This is a genomic window from Vibrio sp. V38_P2S17PM301, from assembly GCF_009904845.1.
GTDB lineage: Bacteria > Pseudomonadota > Gammaproteobacteria > Enterobacterales > Vibrionaceae > Vibrio > Vibrio proteolyticus.
Genome location: NZ_WXWO01000098.1, coordinates 24734 through 47902, shown reverse-complemented (window position 1 = coordinate 47902; position 23169 = coordinate 24734). Strand labels below are relative to the sequence as shown.

At 52.0% G+C, this 23169-nt stretch carries 22 protein-coding genes; 16 read left to right on the top strand and 6 right to left on the bottom strand.

Annotation, left to right across the window (positions count from 1 at the left end):
* Window positions 1-51 precede the first annotated feature (51 nt).
* From CAG64_RS20305 to CAG64_RS20285, 5 genes are all read right to left on the bottom strand, one after another.
* Entirely contained in the window at window positions 52-975 is a 924-nt protein-coding gene (locus CAG64_RS20305; protein ID WP_161448856.1) for a hydroxymethylglutaryl-CoA lyase, read from the bottom strand.
* Between the two features lies 1 nt (window position 976).
* Window positions 977-1798 carry an enoyl-CoA hydratase-related protein gene (locus CAG64_RS20300; RefSeq protein WP_161448854.1) on the bottom strand — a complete coding sequence of 274 codons (822 nt, stop codon included), beginning with the start codon at window positions 1796-1798 and terminating at the stop codon, window positions 977-979.
* 10 nt (window positions 1799-1808) lie between these two features.
* Complete coding sequence (locus tag CAG64_RS20295) at window positions 1809-3413, bottom strand: carboxyl transferase domain-containing protein (RefSeq protein ID WP_161448852.1); 1605 nt, start codon at window positions 3411-3413, stop codon at window positions 1809-1811.
* Window positions 3414-3453: 40 nt separating this feature from the next.
* Window positions 3454-4623 carry an isovaleryl-CoA dehydrogenase gene (locus CAG64_RS20290; protein WP_161448850.1) on the bottom strand — a complete coding sequence of 390 codons (1170 nt, stop codon included), beginning with the start codon at window positions 4621-4623 and terminating at the stop codon, window positions 3454-3456.
* A 113-nt stretch (window positions 4624-4736) separates the two neighbouring features.
* Entirely contained in the window at window positions 4737-5114 is a 378-nt protein-coding gene (locus CAG64_RS20285; protein ID WP_021704770.1) for a MerR family transcriptional regulator, read from the bottom strand.
* Window positions 5115-5402: 288 nt separating this feature from the next.
* On the opposite strand from CAG64_RS20285, the gene CAG64_RS20280 reads away from it, so the two are divergent.
* The 14 genes from CAG64_RS20280 to yghU all read left to right on the top strand — a co-directional run bounded on the left by CAG64_RS20280 (window position 5403) and on the right by yghU (window position 19414).
* Window positions 5403-6626: an acetyl-CoA C-acyltransferase gene (locus tag CAG64_RS20280; RefSeq protein WP_161448848.1), complete on the top strand. Its 1224-nt coding sequence runs from the start codon at window positions 5403-5405 to the stop codon at window positions 6624-6626.
* Window positions 6627-6687: 61 nt separating this feature from the next.
* Window positions 6688-8181, top strand: coding sequence for a CoA-acylating methylmalonate-semialdehyde dehydrogenase (locus CAG64_RS20275; protein WP_161448846.1), 1494 nt, complete (start codon window positions 6688-6690; stop codon window positions 8179-8181).
* 37 nt (window positions 8182-8218) lie between these two features.
* On the top strand, window positions 8219-9373 hold the full coding sequence (locus tag CAG64_RS20270; protein WP_161448844.1) for an acyl-CoA dehydrogenase family protein: 1155 nt from the start codon (window positions 8219-8221) through the stop codon (window positions 9371-9373).
* 19 nt (window positions 9374-9392) lie between these two features.
* On the top strand, window positions 9393-10181 hold the full coding sequence (locus CAG64_RS20265) for an enoyl-CoA hydratase (protein ID WP_161448842.1): 789 nt from the start codon (window positions 9393-9395) through the stop codon (window positions 10179-10181).
* Between the two features lie 54 nt (window positions 10182-10235).
* Window positions 10236-11369, top strand: a complete 1134-nt coding sequence (locus CAG64_RS20260) for an enoyl-CoA hydratase/isomerase family protein (protein ID WP_161448840.1) — start codon at window positions 10236-10238, stop codon at window positions 11367-11369.
* Between the two features lie 22 nt (window positions 11370-11391).
* A complete protein-coding gene (mmsB, locus tag CAG64_RS20255; RefSeq protein WP_161448838.1) occupies window positions 11392-12306 on the top strand; it encodes a 3-hydroxyisobutyrate dehydrogenase in 915 nt (304 codons plus the stop codon).
* Window positions 12303-13061: an SDR family oxidoreductase gene (locus tag CAG64_RS20250; RefSeq protein ID WP_161448836.1), complete on the top strand. Its 759-nt coding sequence runs from the start codon at window positions 12303-12305 to the stop codon at window positions 13059-13061. Before mmsB ends, CAG64_RS20250 begins: the two co-directional genes overlap by 4 nt.
* A 178-nt stretch (window positions 13062-13239) precedes the next feature.
* Window positions 13240-13863, top strand: a complete 624-nt coding sequence (locus tag CAG64_RS20245) for a type 1 glutamine amidotransferase family protein (RefSeq protein WP_161448834.1) — start codon at window positions 13240-13242, stop codon at window positions 13861-13863.
* Window positions 13864-13910: 47 nt separating this feature from the next.
* Window positions 13911-14693 (top strand): GNAT family N-acetyltransferase, encoded by a 783-nt coding sequence (locus CAG64_RS20240; protein WP_021704761.1) that lies wholly within the window; start codon window positions 13911-13913, stop codon window positions 14691-14693.
* Window positions 14693-15094 (top strand): DUF1801 domain-containing protein, encoded by a 402-nt coding sequence (locus tag CAG64_RS20235; protein WP_021704760.1) that lies wholly within the window; start codon window positions 14693-14695, stop codon window positions 15092-15094. Before CAG64_RS20240 ends, CAG64_RS20235 begins: the two co-directional genes overlap by 1 nt.
* A 160-nt stretch (window positions 15095-15254) precedes the next feature.
* On the top strand, window positions 15255-15614 hold the full coding sequence (locus CAG64_RS20230) for a DUF6404 family protein (protein ID WP_021704759.1): 360 nt from the start codon (window positions 15255-15257) through the stop codon (window positions 15612-15614).
* A gap of 34 nt (window positions 15615-15648) precedes the next feature.
* The gene (locus tag CAG64_RS20225; protein WP_021704758.1) at window positions 15649-16398 is read left to right on the top strand and encodes an alpha/beta hydrolase; all 750 of its coding nucleotides are present in this window, start codon (window positions 15649-15651) and stop codon (window positions 16396-16398) included.
* 226 nt (window positions 16399-16624) lie between these two features.
* The gene (locus CAG64_RS20220; RefSeq protein ID WP_161457217.1) at window positions 16625-18379 is read left to right on the top strand and encodes an EAL domain-containing protein; all 1755 of its coding nucleotides are present in this window, start codon (window positions 16625-16627) and stop codon (window positions 18377-18379) included.
* Between the two features lie 174 nt (window positions 18380-18553).
* Window positions 18554-19414 (top strand): glutathione-dependent disulfide-bond oxidoreductase, encoded by an 861-nt coding sequence (gene yghU / locus CAG64_RS20215; RefSeq protein ID WP_021704756.1) that lies wholly within the window; start codon window positions 18554-18556, stop codon window positions 19412-19414.
* A gap of 57 nt (window positions 19415-19471) precedes the next feature.
* Here yghU and CAG64_RS20210 read toward each other — a convergent pair whose 3' ends face one another.
* Window positions 19472-21127, bottom strand: coding sequence for an electron transfer flavoprotein-ubiquinone oxidoreductase (locus tag CAG64_RS20210; protein WP_161457216.1), 1656 nt, complete (start codon window positions 21125-21127; stop codon window positions 19472-19474).
* Between the two features lie 226 nt (window positions 21128-21353).
* On the opposite strand from CAG64_RS20210, the gene CAG64_RS20205 reads away from it, so the two are divergent.
* Window positions 21354-22103: an electron transfer flavoprotein subunit beta/FixA family protein gene (locus CAG64_RS20205; RefSeq protein WP_161457215.1), complete on the top strand. Its 750-nt coding sequence runs from the start codon at window positions 21354-21356 to the stop codon at window positions 22101-22103.
* 21 nt (window positions 22104-22124) lie between these two features.
* On the top strand, window positions 22125-23078 hold the full coding sequence (locus tag CAG64_RS20200) for an electron transfer flavoprotein subunit alpha/FixB family protein (protein ID WP_161454816.1): 954 nt from the start codon (window positions 22125-22127) through the stop codon (window positions 23076-23078).
* The last annotated feature ends 91 nt before the right edge of the window (window positions 23079-23169 follow it).

Sequence of the window (23169 nt, the reverse complement as noted above, 5' to 3'; positions counted from 1 at the left end):
ACTGCTGACAGATTTTCATCATAACGGGCACGGGCAGCGAAATATGTGACCTCAGACCGGGTTTTGTTGCTGATGGCGCAGCGCCAGAGAGACTTTGGATGTAGGCTGTCGGTTCAATGCCCGGCTGATCATCCAACCGACTTGCGCGACTGCCTGAAGATCGACACCGGTATCAATCTCAAGCCCCTGGCACAGGTACAATACGTCTTCTGTGGCGACATTGCCGGAAGCACCGGGCGCATAAGGGCAGCCTCCTAATCCAGCCACACTGCTGTCTATGGTCGCGATGCCCATGTTCAACGCCTGATAGATATTCGCCAATGCCTGACCCCAAGTGTCATGAAAGTGCACCGCCAGCTCGGTCGCTGGTACACAACGTCTTACTGCTTCCAGCATTTTGGCGATCCGATAAGGCGTGCCGGTGCCTATCGTGTCGCCAAGTGACACCTCATAGCAGCCGAGTTCGATCAGTGCTTTGGCAACCGACGCAACCTGATCGGGGTCGGTCGGGCCGTCATACGGACAGTCGGCGACACAGGATAAATAACCCCGCACCGCAATACCTTGGCGCTTTGCAGCTTCAATTACAGGTTCAAAACGTTGCAGACTCTCGCTTATCGAACAATGGATGTTGTGCTGGCAGAAACCTTCTGACGACGAGGTGAAAACAGCCACCTGAGAGGCGCCGCTTTGTACGGCTTGTTCGAACCCTCGCAGGTTGGGTGTCAGAGCTGAGTAGGTGATCCCCGGCTGGCGTTTGATCTGGCTAAACACCTGCGTGGAATCGGCCATTTGCGGCACTCGTTTCGGCGAGACAAATGCGCCAGCTTCTATGTGCGTCAGTCCGGTTAACGAGAGTTGATCAATCAGTTTAACTTTCATTTCCGTTGGGAGCTGCGCTTCATTTTGCAAACCATCCCGGGCGCCGACTTCAATTATCCGTACTGCGTTTGGTAGCAGGCTCTCTTCCGACATCTCATCTCTCCTTATTCCAGTATGGCCGCCGTTTGTCGAAGAAGGCGTTCAGGCCTTCTTGTCCTTCTGGTGAAACTCGAATTGCTGCGATCGCGTCGCTGGTGTGGTTAATCAAAGCCTGGTCGATAGGGTGATTTTCACAACTTTGACACAGCTGTTTAGCTGCCGAAACCGCTTGAGGACTATTTGCCAGTATAGATTGGATGAGAAAATTCATTTGCAGATGCAGGGCATCGTGATCGGCTTCCACGCTGTGTAATAATCCTAGCTCCAGAGCGGTAGTTGCACTGATGCGTTCGGCGGTTAACATAAATCGCCGCGCCTGACGAACCCCCATAGCTCGGCACACATACGGGCCGATTGTGGCCGGGATCAGTCCGAGCTTAACCTCACTTAAGCAAAACTGTGCATCTTGCTCGGCGATGGCGATGTCACAACAACAGATCAACCCCAAGGCACCACCATAAGCGCTACCATGAACCACGGCGATAGTCGGGTGGGGGAAGGTATCGAGTTGGTGCATCAGGGTGGCCAACCGACCCGCATCTCTCAAGTTTTCGTGTTGGCTTTTGCCCGCCATGGATTTCATCCAGTGCAGATCGGCACCGGCTGAAAAGTGCGCGCCGTTCGCATTGAGTATCAGGCAACGCACGTCTGGAGCGGCTTTTAATGACGATAGACAGGTCAGTAGCGCTTCAATCATGTCTCCGTCAAACGCATTGTGTTTGCGGGTTCGATTCAGCGTGAGCTTAGCGATACCGCTGCTGTCAATGGTGCAGATAAGCTGATCCGGGGTTGGGATTACCGTTTCCGAACGAGACATATTTCACTCCTTACATGCGGAAAATACCAAACTGACTGTCTGGAGTCGGGGCTCGTGATGCCGCTTTGAGCGCAAAACTGAGTGTGCGCCGGGTTTCTTTCGGGTCAATGATGCCATCGTCCCATAAGCGTGCACTGGCGTAATGGGGTAACCCCTGATTTTCGTACAGATCCAGCATGGATTGACGGTAGGTTTGTTCAGCGTCGCTGTCCCAGTTTTCACCGCTGCGTTTCATTCGCTCGCGTTTCACCTGGGTCATAACCCCCGCTGCCTGTTCGCCACCCATCACCGAGATTCGGGCATTCGGCCACATCCAGATCAAGGTTGGATCGTAAGCCCGTCCACACATGCCATAGTTCCCTGCACCATAAGAACCACCGATAATCACGGTAAATTTAGGCACATCGGCGCAGGCCACTGCCATCACCAGCTTGGCGCCATGTTTGGCAATGCCTTCCGATTCCATTTTTTTGCCGACCATAAACCCGGTGATGTTTTGTAAAAACAGCAACGGAATTTTTCGCTTGGCACACAGTTCGATAAAATGTGCCCCTTTTTGTGCAGACTCGGAAAACAGAATTCCGTTATTGGCGACGATCCCAATCGGGTAACCATGTAGCCGGGCAAACCCACACACCAGTGTTGTGCCATATAAGGCTTTAAATTCATCAAAGTTAGAATCATCCACCAGGCGAGCAATGATTTCACGCACATCAAAAGAGAGACGTAAATTGGCGTTAACGATGCCGTACATGTCTTCCGCCGGGTAGCGTGGTGGTAACACTTCGTGAGGGGGAGAGGCTGCGGGGAGTTCGTTGCTGCTGATTACTGCTTGGCGCGCCAGCGTCAGTGCATGCTCTTCATTGAGCGCATAATAGTCGGCGACTCCCGATTTCTTGCAATGCACGTCAGCGCCACCCAACTCCTCATCGGTTACGATTTCACCGGTAGCGGCTTTGACCAAAGGAGGTCCTGCAAGGAAGATGGTGCCTTGCTCTTTGACGATGATCGACACGTCAGCCATCGCAGGAATGTAGGCTCCGCCTGCAGTGCACAGGCCGAGGACTACGGAGATCTGAGGGATGCCCTGTGCGGACATGCGAGCCTGGTTAAAAAAGATCCGGCCAAAATGTTCTTTGTCCGGGAACACTTCGGCCTGATGAGGCAAGTTGGCACCACCTGAGTCGACCAGATACACACAAGGCAGGCGACAACGCTGCGCGATCTCCTGAGCACGAAGGTGCTTTTTGACGGTAAGTGGATAATACGTGCCACCTTTGACTGACGGATCGTTGGCAATCACCATGCACTCGATTCCCTCAATGGTGCCGATGCCGGCCACAACTCCGGCACAGGGCACAGATTCCTCGTAGACACGCCAGGCGGCAAACTGACCGATTTCCAGAAACTCACTGTCTTTGTCGAGCAAAGCCGCAATGCGCTCGCGTACCGGAAGTTTGCCTTTTTTGCGTTGATGTTCCAGCGCGGCAGGTCCGCCACCCTGACGGATGATTTCGATGTCTGAATACAGTTGTTCAACCAGTTCAGCCATGACTTTTTGGTTGGTGACAAACAGGTCGTCATGCAGCTTGGCTTTGGTTTGAATGATGGCCATGAATCGTCCTTTCCACTATGCCATTAAATGGGGTTATTCGTTACCGGGACTGCTCAAACAGTTCCCGGCCAATCAAAATTCGCCTGATCTCGGAAGTGCCGGCACCAATTTCATACAACTTGGCGTCTCGCAGCAGGCGTCCGGCGGCAAACTCGTTGATGTAACCGTTACCTCCCAGCAACTGAATCGCGTCGAGCGCCATTTGTGTGGCCAGTTCGGCGCTGTAGAGAATTGCACCAGCGGCGTCTTTACGAGTGACTTCGCCGCGATCACACGCGGCCGCCACGGTGTACACGTAAGCGCGCGCGGCGTTCATTCTGGTGTACATGTCGGCAACTTTTGCCTGCACCAACTGAAACTCGCCGATCGACTGACCGAACTGTTTCCGGTCATGGATGTAAGGAAGAACAAGATCGATGCAAGCTTGCATGATGCCAAGCGGGCCTGCCGCGAGCACCACCCGCTCGTAATCGAGACCGCTCATCAATACTTCTACACCCTGATTAACCTTACCGAGTACGTTCGCGTCTGGCACAAAGCAGCGATCAAACACCAGTTCGCAAGTGTTCGAGCCTCGCATGCCCAGTTTGTCGAGTTTCTGAGCATGACTGAATCCGGTAAAGCCCCGCTCGATAATAAATGCCGTAATACCTCGTGATTTTGCCTGGGGCTCGGTCTTGGCGTACACCACCAAAACATCAGCATCCGGGCCATTAGTGATCCACATTTTATTGCCAGTTAGCCGATAGCCGCCTTCGGTGCGTTCCGCTTTAAGTTGCATGCTGACCACATCGGAGCCAGAGTTGGCTTCGCTCATCGCTAGTGCACCGACGTGCGTGCCGTCAACCAGTTTAGGCAGGTATTTGGCTTTTTGTTCGTCGTTACCGTTACGGAAAATCTGGTTGACGCACAGGTTGGAATGCGCGCCGTAACTGAGCGCGACAGAGGCCGAGGCTCGGCTGATTTCCTCCATTGCGACGACGTGAGCCAGATAACCCATTCCAGCACCGCCGTAGGTTTCACTGACGGTGACGCCGAGCAGCCCCATTTCACCCAATAATGGCCACAATGGGTTGGGGAACTGATTATCCTTGTCGATCTGAGCGGCGATGGGTGCAATGTGTTGCGCCGCGAATGCATTGACGTGTTCTCTGAGCAGGTCGATGGTTTCCCCAAGACCAAAGTTCAGCGGTTGGTAATCCACTTTCATAACGCCTCCTGAGAGCATCGGCGTATGGCCGGATGCTCTTGGGTTGTGCTTGTTGATGATTACTGGGCTGTATGAATCTTTAAAAGAACGGCTTCATGTTTTCCGGCGGAAGTTCAGCCCGATTCGGAACGGTTGAGCGCCTGATGACAGCGCTCCCTGGCAGCATTGAGTTCACTCATTACCACATTGATGTCATCCATCTGCCGTTGTAACGTCGCCTGTTTCTCATCGATGATGGACAGCATTTTCAGTAGCTGGGTGTCACATTGATTGGTGTCGTAAAGCTCAAACAATTCGCGGATTTCAGCCAGAGAAAACCCCAGCCGCTTGCCGCGAAGGATCAGTTTCAGGCGAATTTTGTCGCGCCGTTGATAGATCCTGATTTTGCCTTGACGGGTTGGGTGGATCAGGTCCATATCCTCATAGAAACGGATGCTTCTGGTCGTGATATCGAACTCTTTGGCCAGTTCACTGATTTTGTACGTTTCCACCTGATCATGCCCTCCAGCTGTGTGGCGACGAAAATTTAAAACGTGTTCAAATCTGCTGACACTCATTCAGACAAGAGATTTAAATGTTGTCAGTCTGTTTCTTTACGTTTACGTAAATGTTAGTGCTATGCTTACGTAAACGTCAAGAAATCACAGTGTGGATTCATGGTCGCATGCGATTGCAGTCCAGGCTTGTATCGGCGAAATGCCGGTCTGTTGTATTGAGTGGTAAAGCCTGAGTAATGATCCCGGTGCTGTGAACCCAACGTTCGCCAATGAGGACGGGTCATGGAAAACACCATATGGATTGTGTCGGCAAAAAGGACGCCGATAGGGCGCTTTCAGGGAAAACTGAGCGCATTCTCATCACCGCAACTGGGGCAACATGCCATCAAAGCGGCGATGGATTCAATAACGTTACCTCCGGAAATGGTCAGTGAAGTGCTGATGGGCTGCGTATTGCCTGCCGGGTGTGGTCAGGCCCCTGCGCGCCAAGCCGCATTAGGGGCGGGTTTACCTCAATCGGTCGGTTGTACCACGCTGAATAAGGTCTGCGGCTCGGGCATGAAAGCGGTCATGCTGGCCCACGATTTGATTAGAGCGGGCTCAACCCACTGCGTGATAGCCGGCGGAATGGAAAGCATGACCAATGCGCCGTATTTGCTGAAAGAAGCGCGCGGCGGGATGCGCATGGGGCATAAAACCACCTACGATCATTTGTTTCTCGATGGGCTGCAAGATGCTTATGAGGGAGAGCTGATGGGGGTTTACGCACAGCAAATCGCTTATCGTCTCCACTTCACCAGAGAGCAGATGGATGAGTGGGCACTAAAATCGGCATCGCGTGCAATGGATGCGCAGCGTCAGCACCTGTTTGCCGACGAAATGGCGCCGGTTGATGTCAGTGATGCCAAGTCGGGCTCGCAAATCCTGCTCGATTATGACGAACACCCCCAATCGATTAAGCCTGAAAAAATACCCACGTTACGTCCGGCGTTCGCTGCCAACGGTACCATCACACCAGCCAATTCCAGCGCCATTGCGGACGGCGCGGCCGCGCTGGTGGTCATGGACGCGGAAACTGCCATGCATCACGGGCTGGAACCTTTAGCCATCATCAAAGGGCACGCGACCCATGCCCGCAAACCGGCTGAATTTACTCTGGCACCAGTGTACGCCATTGAACACTTGCTGTCCGAACTGGACTGGTCGGTGGATGAAGTGGATCTCTGGGAGATCAACGAAGCTTTTGCGGTCGTGGCGCAGATCGCGGTGCAACACCTTGCTCTGGACGAAGACAAAGTCAACGTCAAAGGTGGCGCATGTGCACTCGGCCATCCGATAGGCGCCAGTGGCGCCCGTATTCTGGTCTCTCTGATCCACAGTTTGCGTCAATTGCAGTCGCTGGGAACAGACGGCGACCCAACCAAGAAAAAAGTCATGCGTGGTGTGGCTTCGCTCTGCATTGGCGGCGGTGAAGCGACGGCAGTCGGCATAGAAATTCCCCTGTAAATGAAACGAGTACCGGCCACGTGGTACAGGTCGGCCAACATGGACGAATAAGGATCCAGTTATGATTGAGTCAGTTCCCCTGTTTATTGGTGGTGAGTTTCGTCAGTCTCAGGCGACGGAATGGGTTGAGGTGACCAACCCGGCGACCAACGAAGCCATTGCGAAATTGCCGTGTGCCACCCAGAGCGAGATGGAAGAAGCCATCCGCAATGCGGCGACCGTGTTTGAAAAGTGGAAAAACGTGGCCGTACCGGAGCGCGCCCGTTTGATGCTGCGCTATCAACATCTGCTCAAAGAGCATCACGAAGAACTGGCGACCTTGCTGTCACAGGAAACCGGCAAAACCATCGCCGATGCTAAAGGGGATGTCTGGCGGGGCATTGAAGTTGTCGAGCAGGCGGGCAACATCGCATCCAACATGATGGGCGAAATGGTCGAGAATGTCGCGACAGACATCGACACCTATTCGATAACCCAGCCGCTGGGGGTGTGTTGTGGTATCACGCCGTTCAATTTTCCGGCCATGATTCCGCTGTGGATGTTTCCACTGGCGATTGCCTGCGGCAACACATTTGTGCTGAAACCCTCTGAACAGGTACCACTCACCTCGATTCGTCTTGCGCAATTGTTTGAGCGGGCGGGCGCACCTGAAGGGGTACTCCAGGTGGTTCACGGCCGTAAGGAGCAGGTCGATTATTTGCTTGAGCATCCGGACATTCGGGCAATTTCTTTTGTCGGTTCGGTGCCTGTTGCCCGCTATATCTACCAGACGGGCACTCAAAACTTTAAGCGTGTTCAGGCGTTTGCCGGGGCAAAAAATCACATGGTGATCATGCCGGATGCCAACAAAGAGCAGGTGATCAATAACCTGGTGGGGGCGTCGGTCGGCGCTGCCGGACAGCGCTGTATGGCGATTTCAGTCGCGGTGTTTGTGGATGGTGCCAAAGATTGGATTCCGGATCTGAAAACGGCCATGGCCAAAATGAAACCGGGCCGCTGGGACGATGAGCACGCAGCGTATGGACCACTCATTAGTCAACAGGCGCGCGAACGCGTCCTCAAACTGATACAGGAAGGGAAAGATCAGGGCGCAGTCTGCGAACTCGACGGCAGTGAGTGTGTTGTGGAAGGTTTGCCAAACGGTAACTGGGTAGGGCCGACGCTGTTTCGTGGTGTGACGACAGAAATGTCGATTTATCAGCAGGAAATTTTCGGTCCGGTGCTGGTGTGTATTGAAGTCGACAGCCTGGAAGACGCCATTGAGTTGGTCAACCGCAATCCATACGGCAACGGTACGTCCATTTTTACCGCCAGTGGCGCTGCGGCGCGCAAATATCAACACAACATTCAGGTAGGTCAGGTCGGTATCAACGTACCGATCCCGGTGCCATTGCCCTTTTTCTCTTTCACCGGATGGCGCGGCAGTTTTTATGGTGATTTGCATGCGTATGGCAAGCAGGCGGTACGTTTTTACACCGAGACCAAAACCGTCACGTCGCGCTGGTTCGAGGATGACATTCCATCCGGACCCAATCTGACGATTCACTTGCGATAAGTACTGAAACAGGATTGCGCTTACAGCGGAGCAACATATGGATTTTGAACTGAATGAAGATCAGCGCGCGTTTGCCGACACGGCGCGCCAGTTTGCCACAGAACGGCTCAGCCCAATGGCGGCTGAATGGGATGAACAGCATATTTTCCCTAAAGACGTACTCAGAGAAGCGGGGGAACTCGGTTTTCTGAGCTTGTATACCCCGGAGGAACAAGGGGGGCTGGCTTTGAGTCGGCTGGATGCCTCTATTGTGTTTGAGCAGTTGGCCATGGGATGCACATCGACCACGGCATTTATGACCATACACAACATGGTGACCTGGATGATCGCCAGCTTTGCGATGCCAGAAGTGAAAGACGATATCTGTCCTAAATTGGTGACGGGTGAATGGTTGGGATCATATTGTCTGACTGAACCGAACGCCGGATCTGACGCCGCCTCGTTGACTACATCAGCCCGCAAAGAAGGTGATGGTTATGTCCTCAATGGCGCGAAGACGTTCATCTCTGGCGCTGGTGATACCGACGTGTTGGTCGTGATGGCGCGGACCGGAGATGCGTCACCGAAAGGCATTTCTGCCTTTGTGGTCCCGGCGAATGCGGAAGGCATCACGTACGGCCGCAGAGAGCCTAAAATGGGATGGAACAGTCAGCCGACCCGAGCGATTACGTTCGATAATGTGAAAATTCCCGCCAGCCATCTGATGGGCGAAGAAGGGCAAGGCTTTACGTTCGCGATGAAAGGGCTGGATGGCGGACGCATCAATATCGCCACCTGCTCGGTTGGCACGGCGCAACAGGCATTGAATCATGCCACGCAATATATGCAGGAGCGCAAACAGTTTGGTAAAAACCTGGCTCAGTTTCAAGGCTTGCAGTTCAAGTTAGCGGACATGGCGACCGAGTTGGTAGCCGCACGCCAGATGGTGCGTTACGCCGCCAGTAAGCTGGATCGGGGCGATCCTCAGGCGACGGCGTATTGCGCCATGGCCAAACGCTTTGCGACAGACGTCGGGTTCAAAGTGTGTGATGAGGCGCTACAGCTCTATGGCGGCTATGGTTATATCCGTGAATACCCGATGGAGCGCTACTTCCGCGATGTGCGTGTGCACCAGATTCTGGAAGGTACCAATGAAATCATGCGTCTCATTATTGCCCGTCGCTTACTCATGGATGAAGCTGAAATCTTATAACGTCAGAAGGGATAACACGATGTCACAATATAATGAGCAGACGATTCAGTCCCAGATTCAGAATCACGTTGCTATTGTCACCATCAATAATCCACCGGCCAACACCTGGACGGCGCAAAGCCTCAATGAGCTGAAACAATTGGTGGAATGTCTCAATGAAAATAGAGAGGTGTACGCACTGGTGATCACCGGCCAGGGCGAGAAGTTTTTTTCAGCTGGAGCCGATCTGAAGCTGTTTGCTGACGGCGATAAAACGGTCGCGTCTGAAATGGCGCACACTTTTGGTCAGGCTTTTGAAACTTTGTCAGGGTTTCGTGGCGTTTCTATTGCGGCGATCAACGGCTACGCGATGGGAGGTGGGCTGGAGGTGGCGCTGGCGTGCGATATCCGTATAGCGGAAGAACAAGCAATGATGGCGCTTCCTGAAGCGAAAGTTGGTTTGCTGCCCTGTGCGGGCGGAACACAGAATCTCACGGCGTTAGTCGGAGAAGGCTGGGCGAAACGCATCATTTTGTGTGGCGAACAGGTTAACGCACACAAAGCGCTCGCCATTCGGCTGGTCGAAGAAGTGGTGCCTAAAGGCCAAGCGTTAGACGTAGCCGTAGCACTGGCGGAATCCGTTGCCAGTCAATCACCGTCGTCGGTCAGCGCTTGCAAGACATTAATCCAGAACAACCGTTACGAATCGCAAGGCCAGGGTCTGGTAAAAGAGCGCGAGTTGTTTGTCCGATTGTTTGATACCGAAGATCAAACGGAAGGGGTTCAGGCATTCTTGCAAAAACGTAAGCCGGCGTGGAAAAACAGATAGCCAGAGGCTGTTTACATCAGGACAAGAACAAGCAGACAGCTTTCAGGAGGTCGTATGACTGATCAAGTCAGTTTCGCAGAGCTGCAATGCAGCCAGGGAGAATTCAGAGTTGGGGTGGCAACGCTGGATAATCCACAGTCGCTCAATGCACTTACGCTCAACATGCTGGTGCAGCTCAAGGCTCAGTTGGAAAAGTGGCAGGACGACAAACAGATTGTGTGCGTGGTTCTGCTCGGTAGCGGAGAAAAAGCGTTTTGCGCGGGTGGGGACGTTCGCACGATGCATCAGGTGATGTGTGAAGAGCCCAAAGCCATCATTGAAGAGTTTTGTACCCGCTATTTCAGCGTTGAGTATCAAACCGATTATCTGATTCACACATATAAGAAGCCAGTGATCGCCTGGGGAGACGGCATTGTCATGGGGGGGGGCATGGGGCTGTTTATGGCCTCCAGCCACAAAGTCGTGACGCCCAAATCGCGGCTCGCAATGCCAGAAATCAGTATCGGATTGTACCCTGATGTCGGCGGTACCTGGTTTCTCAACCGGTTGGAGCCAGGGATTGGATTGTTCCTCGGCCTGACTGGCGCGGTAGTGAACGCCTCGGATGCGTTGGATATTCATCTTGCCGATCACTTTTTACTGGCGGAGCACAAAGACCCGTTACTCGAAAGCCTGCAAAACTATGTCTGGCAATGTGGTGCGAACCAACACGCGGTGGTGACCGATATTCTTGAGAGTTTGTCGCGTCAGTTCATTGACAACATGCCGGTTAGCCAGCTCAAACCATTTCGTGAACGGATCATCAGTGCATGCAGTGCCTCGGATCTCGGTATCATCCAGGACAATATCATGATGATTGAAGGCGACAGCCACTGGCTCGCCGCGGCGAAAAAAACCTTTGCAGAGGGCAGCCCGATCACAGCTCACATCTGCCACCGCCAAGTGACACAATGTCACTCGTTATCTCTGCCGGATTGTTTTCGTCAGGAACTGACGCTGTCGGTGCGCAGTGCGGTATTGGGCGAGTTTAAGGAAGGCGTACGCGCCAGACTCATTGATAAAGATGGCCAACCCGACTGGATGTACAAGTCCATTGATGATGTAGAACTCAGTGTGATAGACACCTTGTTTACTTCCTTGTGGACGCCGGAAACTCATCCCTTGAGTCAATTGGGTCAAAACATCTAATTTTTCAGCCAGGAGGCACGAAATGAAGAAAATTGCATTTATCGGTCTGGGTAATATGGGTGCACCGATGGCTCAGAACCTGCTTTCGGCAGGCCATCCGGTCCGGGTGTTTGACCTCAATAGCGCGGCGGTTGCGGCGCTGGAATCTTGGGGGGCGGAATCTGCCACCACACTGGAAGAGGTCGTGCAGGGGGTCGATGTGGTCGTCACCATGCTACCTGCCGGTCAGCATGTTCGATCCGTCTATCTGGGTGATCATTCCGGTGGCATCGGGTTACTGAATCTGGTGAGTGAGCATACGTTCCTGATTGATTCATCCACCATCGATCCGGAATCGGCCCGCATTGTTGCGGCAGAGGCTGAAAAGAAAGGGCTGGATTTTGTGGATGCCCCTGTTTCTGGGGGGGTGGCTGGCGCGCAGGCCGGCACGCTGACGTTTATTGTCGGTGGTACCGATTCGGCGTTTTCTGAAGCAGAAGCGATCTTACGCCATATGGGTAAGAATATCTTCCATGCCGGGAAAGCGGGTGATGGTCAGATGTCGAAGATCTGCAACAATCTGATGCTGGGTATTCTGATGTCGGGAACCTGTGAAGCGTTGAACCTCGGAATAGAAAATGGTCTCGATCCGACCGTATTGTCCAACATCATGCTGCAAAGCTCCGGGCGCAACTGGGCGTTGGAATTGTATAACCCGTGCCCCGGCGTTATGGAGAACGCACCAGCAAGCCATCAGTATCAACCCGGCTTCATGAGTAAATTGATGTTAAAAGATCTGGGGCTTGGTATGGAGGCGGCGCTGAAAAGTCAGTCGTCGATTCCAATGGGAGCGCTGGCGCGCAATCTGTACGCAATGCACAATGCCAACGGCAACGACGAACTGGATTTCTCGAGCCTGTTTGAGTTTTACCGGGCAAAACAGGGAGAGCACAAATGAATCTGAATGAAAGTGTTATTGCGATTACCGGCGCCGGCCAGGGATTGGGTCAGATGATGGCGATTACTCTGGCGCACGAGGGGGCGCAGTTGGCGCTGTTGGATGTGAATGAAGAGGGTCTGCGACGTACTCAGGAGCAATGTCATATGCTCAGTGTCAAAGCCAATATTTATCCGGTCGATGTAACGGATGAAAGCCAGGTTGAGCAAGTGTTCGATGAGATTGTCGCGGACTTTGGTCAGTTGGACGGCTTAATTAACAACGCAGGTATCTTGCGCGATGGCATGTTGATCAAAGTGAAAGATGGTGAAATGACTAAGATGCCGCTGGAGCAGTTTAATACCGTCATGCAAGTCAACGTGAACGGCACCTTTCTTTGTGGTCGGGAAGCCGCCGCGCGTATGATTGCAACCCAGCGCAAAGGCGTCATCATTAACATCTCCAGTGTTGCCCGGGCAGGGAACATCGGCCAGACAAACTACGCTGCGTCGAAAGCTGCCGTGGCGACCATGGCCACGACCTGGGCGAAGGAACTGTCTCGCTATGGCATTCGGGCGGCGGCCATCGCCCCCGGGGTGGTGCATACCGCAATGGCAAACCAACTCAAACCTGAGGCGATCGAGCGTTTACAGAAAATGATTCCGATCGGCCGGATGGGCGAGGCGGCTGAAATTGCCCACGCGGCAAAGTACATTTTCGAAAACGACTACTTTACCGGGCGTGTTCTGGAAGTGGATGGTGGCATGAGGATGTAGCTTTGCTCTCACGATGAGTGACGCAAAACGCTGATCTGTCTGGTCAGCGTTTTTGTGTTTGTGATGGGCAGTAAAATATCGCTGGGCGAATCGATATTCAATCGATATCATAAAAGCCAGTCATACGAAGAGGGCTGTTTTGGCCCTCACTTTGGCCCAATTCAACAAGGAAAACGCAATGGAAAGCGGAACAGTTTATTTGGCAGTGTACGACACCATGGCCGACTGGGAGTACGGTTATGTCATGGCTCATCTCAACTCCAAAGAGTTTCAGCAGCATCCTGGCAGTATTACAGTCAAAACGGTGGGGCGCACTTTAGAGCCGGCCACCACCAAAGGTGGAATTCGGATTCTGCCCGATCTCTGCTTAGGCGACTTGCAAATCAAACAGGCGAAAATGCTGATCCTTCCGGGCGGAGATAGCGCTGAATCTGACGGGATCTCTGATTTTGCCGACAAAGCCGTTCAGTGTGTGGCAGAGGGCGTTCCGGTCGCCGCCATTTGTGGCGCGACGGTAGCGCTGGCGAAGAAAGGTTTACTCGACAATGTGCCACACACCAGTAACGCCGCTGCGTATCTGGAGATGACCGGCTATCAGGGCAGCGCTCATTATCGGCAGCAACCGGCTGTCAGTTCTGATTTGATCATAACGGCGGGCGGTGTCGCTCCTATCGAGTTTGCCGTCGAAATTTTCCGCAAACTGAATGTCTACACTCAGCCAGTGTTAGAAGCCTGGACGATGTTATTTAAAGATCAGAACTTACATGCGTTTCACAAGTTGATGGCAGAGTCAGAGCAGTGATGTATTAAACTGAGGCCGAGAATTGGTGTGAAAGGGAGTTCCCATTAATGGATACAGCGCAGATCATGCAGGCATATAACCAGTTTGAGCGTCGGCAATTAACGCCAGCGGGTGGTGAGATCATTGTTGCACCACACTTGGTTAAGTTTGTCTCGGATACGGAATACGGCAGTTTCATTTCTTTTTTTGATTTTTCTTCACACCAAGCCGGGCCGTTCATTCAGCAGGAAATTGAGTTTTTTACCCGTTGTAAACGTAATTTTGAGTGGAAGACCTATTCGACGGATTCTCCCTCAGACATAGGTATGCGGTTAATCGAGCACGGTTTTGTGCCGGCCGAAGCAGAAACATTCATGGCTCTGGACTTATTACTCGTGCCATCCGTGCCTCCCCAGAGCATCACCGTGACGGACGTCACCGAAGAAGGTGGCATACGCGATGCCATTACCGTTCAGGAGCAGGTTTGGGGACAGAACTTCGATGGCCAGTTTGCGTATTTGCTGAATATGAAGCGACTGTCACCAGAGATGATCTCGATCTACGTGGTGTATGTGGAAGGAACACCGGTTGCATCGGCGTGGATCATCTTTACGCCAAACAGTCCATTTGGTGGGATTTGGGGCGGCAGCACACTGGAAGCGTTTCGTGGGCAGGGCTATTACACCGCGATGTTGAATGCACGTATTGCTGAGGCAAAAGCGCGCGGAAAACGATATTTGATCATCGATGCGTCCGATATGAGCCGTCCGATTGTCACGAAGTATGGCTTTCAGGTTATTGCGCAGACGATAGGTTACCACTACCAGGTTGAGACAGAGGGGAAAGCGTAATGCAAAATGATTCTGGTTCTAATCGGTATGCCAGCAGTGTGGATACCAAGATTGCTTCACTCGGTGATTGGCGCGGCGAATGTCTTAGCCAATTGAGGACGCTGATTCACGAAGCGCTTCCTGAGGTTAAAGAAGAGTGTAAATGGATAAAACCCAGTAATCCACTGGGCGTGATTGTCTGGTCACAAGACGGCATGATCTGTACCGGAGAATCCTATAAGGAGAAAGTCAAACTGACATTTCTCAATGGTGCTGCTATTGACGATCCTCAGCAACTGTTTAATGCCAGTCTGGAGGGCAAAGCTCGCCGGGCGATTGATATTGCTGAAGGTGGTGAATTAGATGCTCTGGCATTTCAGTCACTGATTCGCAGGGCGGCGGAGTACAACCGTCAGCGCTGATTGTGAGGTGATGTCTCCTAGTTGAACAGCACCTAACCTGACACAGTGTTTCGATTGTTGATACACAGAACGATCACTGGATAGAACTTCACAAATTTCAGTATATGCGCTTTGTTGTTCAAGGCTGCCCGTTAGAATCCTGTTCTATCGAGGTGACTATATGCAAAAAAGTGAATTTATTCAGGAATATCTCAAGATCAAAGGTGTCAGTGAGCGCCTTGTCAGGCCCTATCCGTGTTGGTTGGCGAGTATTCCGGGCAAACAGTATCGGCCAAGATTATTTGAATCGCCGTGGAAGCTGTTTTTGTGGCAGAGCGTGCTCGGGACGGTGTCATGGGGAGTGATCATGTTCTTGTCCGTCTGGCAGTTGCAGGGGATCACACTCGGACAGTGTTATTCATCACTGTTTTTTGGTGTCGCGACCGGATTGTTGCTTGCGCTGGACGTCTTTTCGGCCAAGAAAAAGTTCGGTATAACCAACTGGGAACAGTGGCTTGAGGACAACCAACTCAAATACTGATCTGTTGATAGATCATTAACTATATAGGTAAGGCATGCGTACATTCGCAGGTTTGCTGCTGACTCTGGCAGCGTTCGCAACACAGGCGGACACACTCAATATAATAGATGGTCAACGAGAGCGTGTAATTCCTGTGACCATCGGCTATCCGACTGACCCATCATCTTGCCTGGTGACCTCACCGTGTCCGGTGGCCGTTATCAGCGCAGGGTATCGGGTGCCTTATCAGCAGTATCAATTTCTTTCTGAGCCACTGAATACTCAGGGGTATCTGACCGTTGCTGTCGATCATGAGCTAGAGAATGATCCGCCGCTATCGCGGACGGGCGACCTGTATCAAACCCGGATCGAAAACTGGCGTAGAGGAGCACAAACACTGGACTACCTGCAACGTGAGTTAGCCAAAAAATTTCCAGAGTACCAATTTGATCACCTCACGTTGATCGGTCACTCTAACGGCGGTGATATTTCTGCGTGGCTGGCCAACGAAAACCAGCCTTATGTTTCTGCGGTGATCACACTCGACCACCGACGGGTCAGCTTGCCGAAACGTTCAGATGTACGGGTATTGTCACTGCGTGCGACGGAGTATCCGACCGCGGCAGAGGTATTGCTCAGTGACAACGAGCAACAGCAATATGACGGATGCATTGTCACCATCCCGGATTCGAAACATATGGACATGTCCGACTACGGCAAGCCAGAGATCAAACAACAGGTCGCGGCCGTAGTGACAGGATTTCTTGCGCATCAGCCTTGTCATGAAATCAAGGCGTTACGTTAAGCATCGCGATATCACAAGCAGAGGGAAGGCGCACGCGCAGTGCTCTGCATAAATGGCGAAAAACCTATTGGTCAAAAAGAGCGCTGCGTCACGATAGTTATAGCCCGTTTTGTCGTTTAATTATGCCACTGATTTCGCAAAGGTTGGGTTCTGCCATTAAACTTAAAGTGTCATATTAAACTTATAGTGTAATGGCTTCAGTTGAGCGGTTGAGCAGGAGTAGCACATGGAAAAGCTCGTATCTAACACCGGATCCGTTGATAAGTATCAGCTCCACTCGAAAGATTCGTTTATTGCGTCGGCTGAAGCGCAAATCAAAGACATGAAATACCGCTGCCTGAATCTGGTGGTGGCATTTAAGTTCAGCGCCGATGCCTCTGATGTGGAAAAGTTTGAGAGTCGGGCGCTGTCACTGAAATGCGTGCGCTTATTCGCTAAAGTGCAAAGTAATCTTTACCTTGCCTCGCTGTGCGAACCTTCCTTTTCTGGCCAGAATCAGTTTCGCCAGATGTGTCAGGTGATCAAAAATTTCTTCGATGAACTCATGGCCTACAGTCCGAAAGCGCATCAGGCTGCGAAAAAATGCTGCATTGGCATTTCCGCGCTTGGTCATGACAGTGATACGGTTGCCAGCGCTGTGGTTCACGCGATACAGGCGACGATGTCTAACACTGGTGATGATGGTACGCAGCACCTGTGCTTTTTTAGCACGACGTTACAAGCCCAACTTAAACGCGAGCGTGTGTTGGAGAACTATCTCCAACAGGTGATCCGAAACAGTGCACTGCGCGTGACTTATCAGCCCATTATCAATGCCAGAACCTGGCAGATCGCAGGTTATGAGGCGCTGTGTCGCTTTCCATCAACAGAACAACTCAAAGCCGATACCCGAGAGATGATTGGCATCGCCGAAGAGCTGGATCTGGTGTCTGAAATCGACCTGATGGTGTACCAGAAGAGTTTTACCGATTTTGTCAGTCAGCTGCGTGAAGAAGGTAACTTTATCAACGTCAATCTGTCGCCCAACACCAGTGAAAATATCGGCTTATTATTTGATTTTGTTGAATTCCTTGCCACGTCGGTGGATCTGGATATGTCACAGATCGTGATTGATGTGAATGAACTCAAACCCAACTCAAAGCCGTTTGAATTTCGGGAAGTCCTACCCAGACTCAAAGATAAGGGGACACGAGTAGCGCTGGATGACATGGGCATGGGGTTTGACATTGCCTATTATCTGGAGTCGGGGTGTTTTGATCTGCTCAGAATCAGCCGCAGTTTCTTCCGAAATTTCAGCGAGTCCGGAACCCATCATCAGGTGGTTAAACTCCTGATTCAGTTGTGCCACAAATACCACATCGAAGTGATTGCAGAAGGGGTTGAAACGCTTGAAGAAGCTCAGTTATTGGCTTACCTTGGCGTGGATTATATGCAAGGTTATGTTTTTTCCCATCCGCTGGAAATGGATGAGCTGAAACGCTCATTGGCGGAGGTACACGAGCGGATTAAGTTAGTTACGCATTGCAATTATGACGAACCTGCGTGTGGAGATGCATCAGGAGGAGCGGATGTGATGACGCTGGCCGAAAAAAATCTGCCTCATATGGATCCGGGAGAACCAATTTCACTTGCATACGAGTATCAGCGCTCGTTGGAAGCTGAGGTGCTGCCGGTGATCAATCGGGGAGAGTGTGTTGGTTTGATCGACCGCCCGACACTTAACCTGCATCTGACGCCAGCCATGGGCACCAAACTCGAAACCTCGAAAGAAGCGGCGATCTGGAACAAACCTGTAGCGGGAGTCATGAATGTGCATTTCCCCAGAGTTGAAAAGAGCATGCCGATGTCAGAATTGATCGAACTTGTGCGCAGCAACCGGCTCAGTTTACCTGTGGTGGTAGTGGAAGAAGGACGCTATAAAGGCGTCATCACCCAGCGCCAGATGATTCAGCAATTAACTAACATGTGCGGCCCAAACTAAATACATCTTGTCGTCGGCTTTTTCGCGAAAGAAAAGCCGGTCTGCGCCTGTCTTATATCTTCATATCCCTACCCATAACCGTTTGTTCTAACCAAATGATGAGGTGGGGGTTTTATCTAGCAATTTTGCCCAGATATAGATTAAGTCGATCCCTAAAACAGATAAGGAAAAACGATGGCAAACGAATACACACCACCAAAAGTCTGGAAGATGGATACTGAGAACGGCGGTCAGTGGGCGAGCATCAACCGCCCGGATTCAGGTGCCAGACATGAACAGGAACTGCCCGTCGGCCAACATCCTATTCAGCTCTACTCAATGGGCACGCCGAACGGTCAGAAAGTCACGATCATGCTGGAAGAGCTGTTGGCTCTTGGGGTGAAAGAAGCCGAGTACGATGCCTATCTGATCCGTATCGGTGAAGGGGACCAGTTTGGTTCAGGTTTTGTTGATGTCAATCCAAACTCGAAAATCCCTGCTATGGTCGACCGCTCAGGTGACGAGCCTGTAAATGTGTTCGAATCTGGCAATATCCTGTTCTATCTGGGGGAAAAGTTTGGTCACTTGCTGCCGACAGAACTGACCGCTCGCACCCGGGTGATGAACTGGTTGTTCTGGCTGCAAGGCTCTGCGCCATACCTCGGTGGTGGTTTTGGCCATTTCTATGCCTACGCACCTGAGAAGTTTGAATACCCGATCAACCGTTTTGCGATGGAAGCCAAGCGTCAATTGGATGTGTTGGATAAACAACTGGCGAAAACCCATTACGTGGCGGGTGATGAGTACAGTATTGCTGATATTGCGATTTGGTCCTGGTATGGAAACGTGGCTTTGGGCAACGCCTACGATGCGGCAGAATTTCTGGATGTGGAAAGCTATCCTAACGTTCTGCGCTGGGCAAAAGAGATCGCAGAACGTGAGGCTGTAAAGCGTGGTCGCATCGTTAACCGCTCATGGGGAGAGGAGTGGGAGCAGGTGCCAGAACGTCATAGCGCGGCGGACATTGACCGCGTGTTAAGCAAACAGCCGAACTGATGTTGTCTGGCTTACCCAGAAAAAAGCCTCTCAATTGAGAGGCTTTTTTGATCGCGTTTACATGCTCTGATAATTCGGCCCGCCACCGCCTTCCGGTGGCACCCAGTTGATGTTTTGCGCCGGATCTTTAATGTCGCAGGTTTTACAGTGTACGCAGTTAGCGGCATTAATCTGCAGCGCCGGCGCATTGTCGTGCATGACGATTTCGTACACGCCCGCCGGGCAGTAACGCTGAGCCGGTTCATCAAACCGCGGAAGATTGGAATCGACCGGGATATTTGGATCACTGAGCACCAAGTGACAAGGTTGATTCTCCTCATGCTGAGTGCCGGACAGGTACACCGACGAGGGTTTGTCAAAACTGAGGATGCCATCTGGTTTAGGGTACTCAATCGGTTGAAACTGGTTTTTTTCCATAAGCTTGGAATGATCAGGGCGTTTATCGGTTAGCGTGCGTGGAAACGAGTGTTTGAATACGGGTTTCCAGAAGTTATGCTCGAATGCCGCCAACGCGCCGCCACACAGGCTGCCAAACTTATGAATAGCAGGGACGAAATTACGGGTGCTGTGTAACTCCTGGTATAACCATGACGCTTCAAATTTGCCCTGATAATCCGGTTCAGAGTGGACGTGACCGGCTTCCAGAGCGTCATACACTGCCTCTGCGGCCAGCATACCGGATTTCATTGCGGTGTGATTCCCTTTGATCTTTGCACCATTCAGCGTGCCAGCATCACAACCGACCAGCACCCCTCCGGGGAACTGCTGTTTTGGCAACGAAGACAATCCGCCTTTGGTGATGGCCCGAGCTCCGTACGCAATGCGTTGGCCGTCTTTGAGATGCTGACGAAAAACGGGGTGATGCTTGAGGCGCTGGAACTCATCAAACGGGCTGAGGTAAGGATTGCGGTAGTTAAGATCGACAATCAGGCCGACCGCGATATGTTTGTCGTCCAGATGATAAAGAAAGCTGCCACCGGTGGCTTGTTCTTCGCGCAGAGGCCAGCCTGCAGCGTGAATGACCTGTCCGGGTGAGGCGTTCGGCACTTCCCAGATCTCTTTCAAACCGATGGCGTAGTGCTGTGGCTGTTTGCCTGCATCAAGGTGATAATGTTCAATCAGCTGTTTACCTAAGTGCCCACGCGAGCCTTCAGCAAAAATGGTGTACTTGGCATTGAGGTTAATTCCAGGTTCGAAGTTGCTTTTAGGCTGTCCGTTTTTATCCAGCCCCATGTCAGTGGTGGTGATGCCGCTGACCGCGCCGTTGGCATCAATGTTGACGTTAGCCGCAGGAAAGCCAGGGAAGATCTCGACACCCAGCTCGCTTGCTTGTTCCGAAAGCCAGCGGCACAGCTCAGCCAGGCTAATTACATAATTGTCTTCACTGTTTTTCATCGGTTCAGGCGTCGCGAAACCGGGCACCACTACGTGGTTGTTTTCTGTGGTGAGGTACAAAAACTCATCTTGCTTGACCCGGGTTTGCAGTGGGGCATTCATGCTTTGCCAGTCGGGAAACAGTTCATCGAGAGCCGTCGTTTCAAATAGGGCTCCTGAGATAATGTGTGAGCCGACTTCCGCCCCTTTTTCTACAACGCATATCGATAACTCTCCGCCTGAGTCACGGTTAAGCTGTGCCAGTTTGCAAGCCGCCGACAATCCCGCCGGGCCAGCCCCGACGATGACGACATCAAATTCCATTGATTCTCTTTCCATGGTGTAAACCTGTCTCTACGCAACGATTTTAATCATAAATATAGTCCAGTTGACGTAAACGTAAACTCAACTAAGCTCAAAGATAAGATCGATCTGGCAAACTATTTCTATATTTAACGCTTACTTAACCCGTAGCGCTCAGGTCAGGATATTAAGCTGTTATCCAGTCAGATCAATATATTATAAATGACCTGAGCAGCGTCTCTAAGATAAGTGAGGAGGCTGTGTGAAAGTTTTAGTCGCAATAAAGCGCGTGATTGACCCTTACGTAAAGATCAGGGTCAAGAGTGACGGCTCTGGTGTGGAAACCAACAACGTCAAAATGGCGATGAATCCGTTTTGTGAAATAGCAGTAGAAGAAGCGGTGCGCCTGAAAGAAGCGGGGATCGCAGACGAAGTGACCGTGGTGTCCATTGGCGATTCCAGTTGTCAGGAGCAACTGCGCGCGGCACTGGCGCTGGGTGCGGATCGTGCTCTGCACATTGACGTGGCGCAGGCCCCTCAACCTTTAACCGTCGCTAAGCTACTGCAGGCTGTGATGAGTCAAGAGTCACATGGCTTGGTCTTGCTGGGTAAACAGTCGATAGATACTGACAACAACCAGGTTGCGCAGATGTTGTCGGCACTGACGGGACTGGCACTGGGCACCTTTGCTTCGCAGGTAAAAGTGGAAGGAGACACCGCGCTGGTGACGCGTGAAGTGGATGGCGGGCTGGAAACCGTCAAGTTGTCACTTCCGGCGATCATAAGCACGGATTTACGTTTGAACGAACCGCGTTATGCGTCATTGCCCAATATTATGAAAGCGAAGCGGAAACCGCTTGAGGTGATGACGGCAGACGATCTGGGCATCACGGTGTCGAGCTCACAGCAGGTACTGGAGGTGATGACCCCACCGGCACGTCAGGCTGGGATCATGGTGGACAGCGTGGCCGAGCTGGTGGACAAACTTAAGAACGAAGCCAAAGTGCTGTAAGCGATGAAGCAGGAGACAACAATGGATGTGAATCAAGTATCCGTGCTGGTGGTCGCCGAGCACGACAATAGCAGCGTATCCGTCGACACGTTGCGCGCACTGAAAGCCGCTTTAGATCTCAAGGCTACAGATGGTATTTCAGTTCTGGTGGCTGGTCACCAATGCCACTCTGTGGTCGAACAGATTCAGCGCCTGGAGGGCATTAAACAGGTTTTGGTCGCCGATGATGAATTATATCAACACCCACTGGCGGAATCGCTGTCGCTGTTGATTGCCAGAGAAGGCAAGGCGTTTACGCACCTGATCGCCGCCGCGACTACTTTTGGTAAGAATGTGATGCCAAGAGTGGCCGCGTTACTGGATGTCGGACAACTATCGGATATCGTCGCCATTGAATCACCCGATGTGGTGGTGCGTCCGGTGTATGCCGGGAATGCGTTGGCGCGGGTACGCTCGGACGATTCGGTGAAAGTCATGACGGTGCGCAGCTCGGCTTTTGATGCCTTGCAAGTGGCCTCAGGTGAACTGGCTGAAGAGCACACCATCACCATCGAACCGGATCCAGGCCTCGCTGAGTTTGTGAATGTGCAGAAAACAGAGAGTGCTCGTCCTGAACTGCCAGCCGCTCGCGTGGTGGTTTCAGGTGGACGAGGGCTGGGCAGCAAAGAGAGTTTTGCACTGGTGGAACAACTGGCCGACAAACTGGGTGGTGCGATTGGCGCATCCCGCGCGGCGGTGGACGCCGGATTTGTCTCCAATGATCTACAGGTGGGGCAAACCGGGAAAATCGTCGCGCCCGAACTGTATATTGCCGTTGGTATTTCTGGGGCAATACAGCATCTGGCAGGGATGAAAGATTCGAAAGTGATCGTGGCAATCAACAGCGACCCGGATGCGCCTATTTTTCAGGTGGCAGACTACGGTTTAGTGGGCGATCTGTTTGAGATCATGCCTGCGCTGATTGAGTCTGTTTGAAGGTAACGTGTGTATCGAAACGGCGTTTCGATACCACATACATCAAATAAGAAGACAAATGAAAAGCGGCGAAATCGCCGCTTTTTTTACT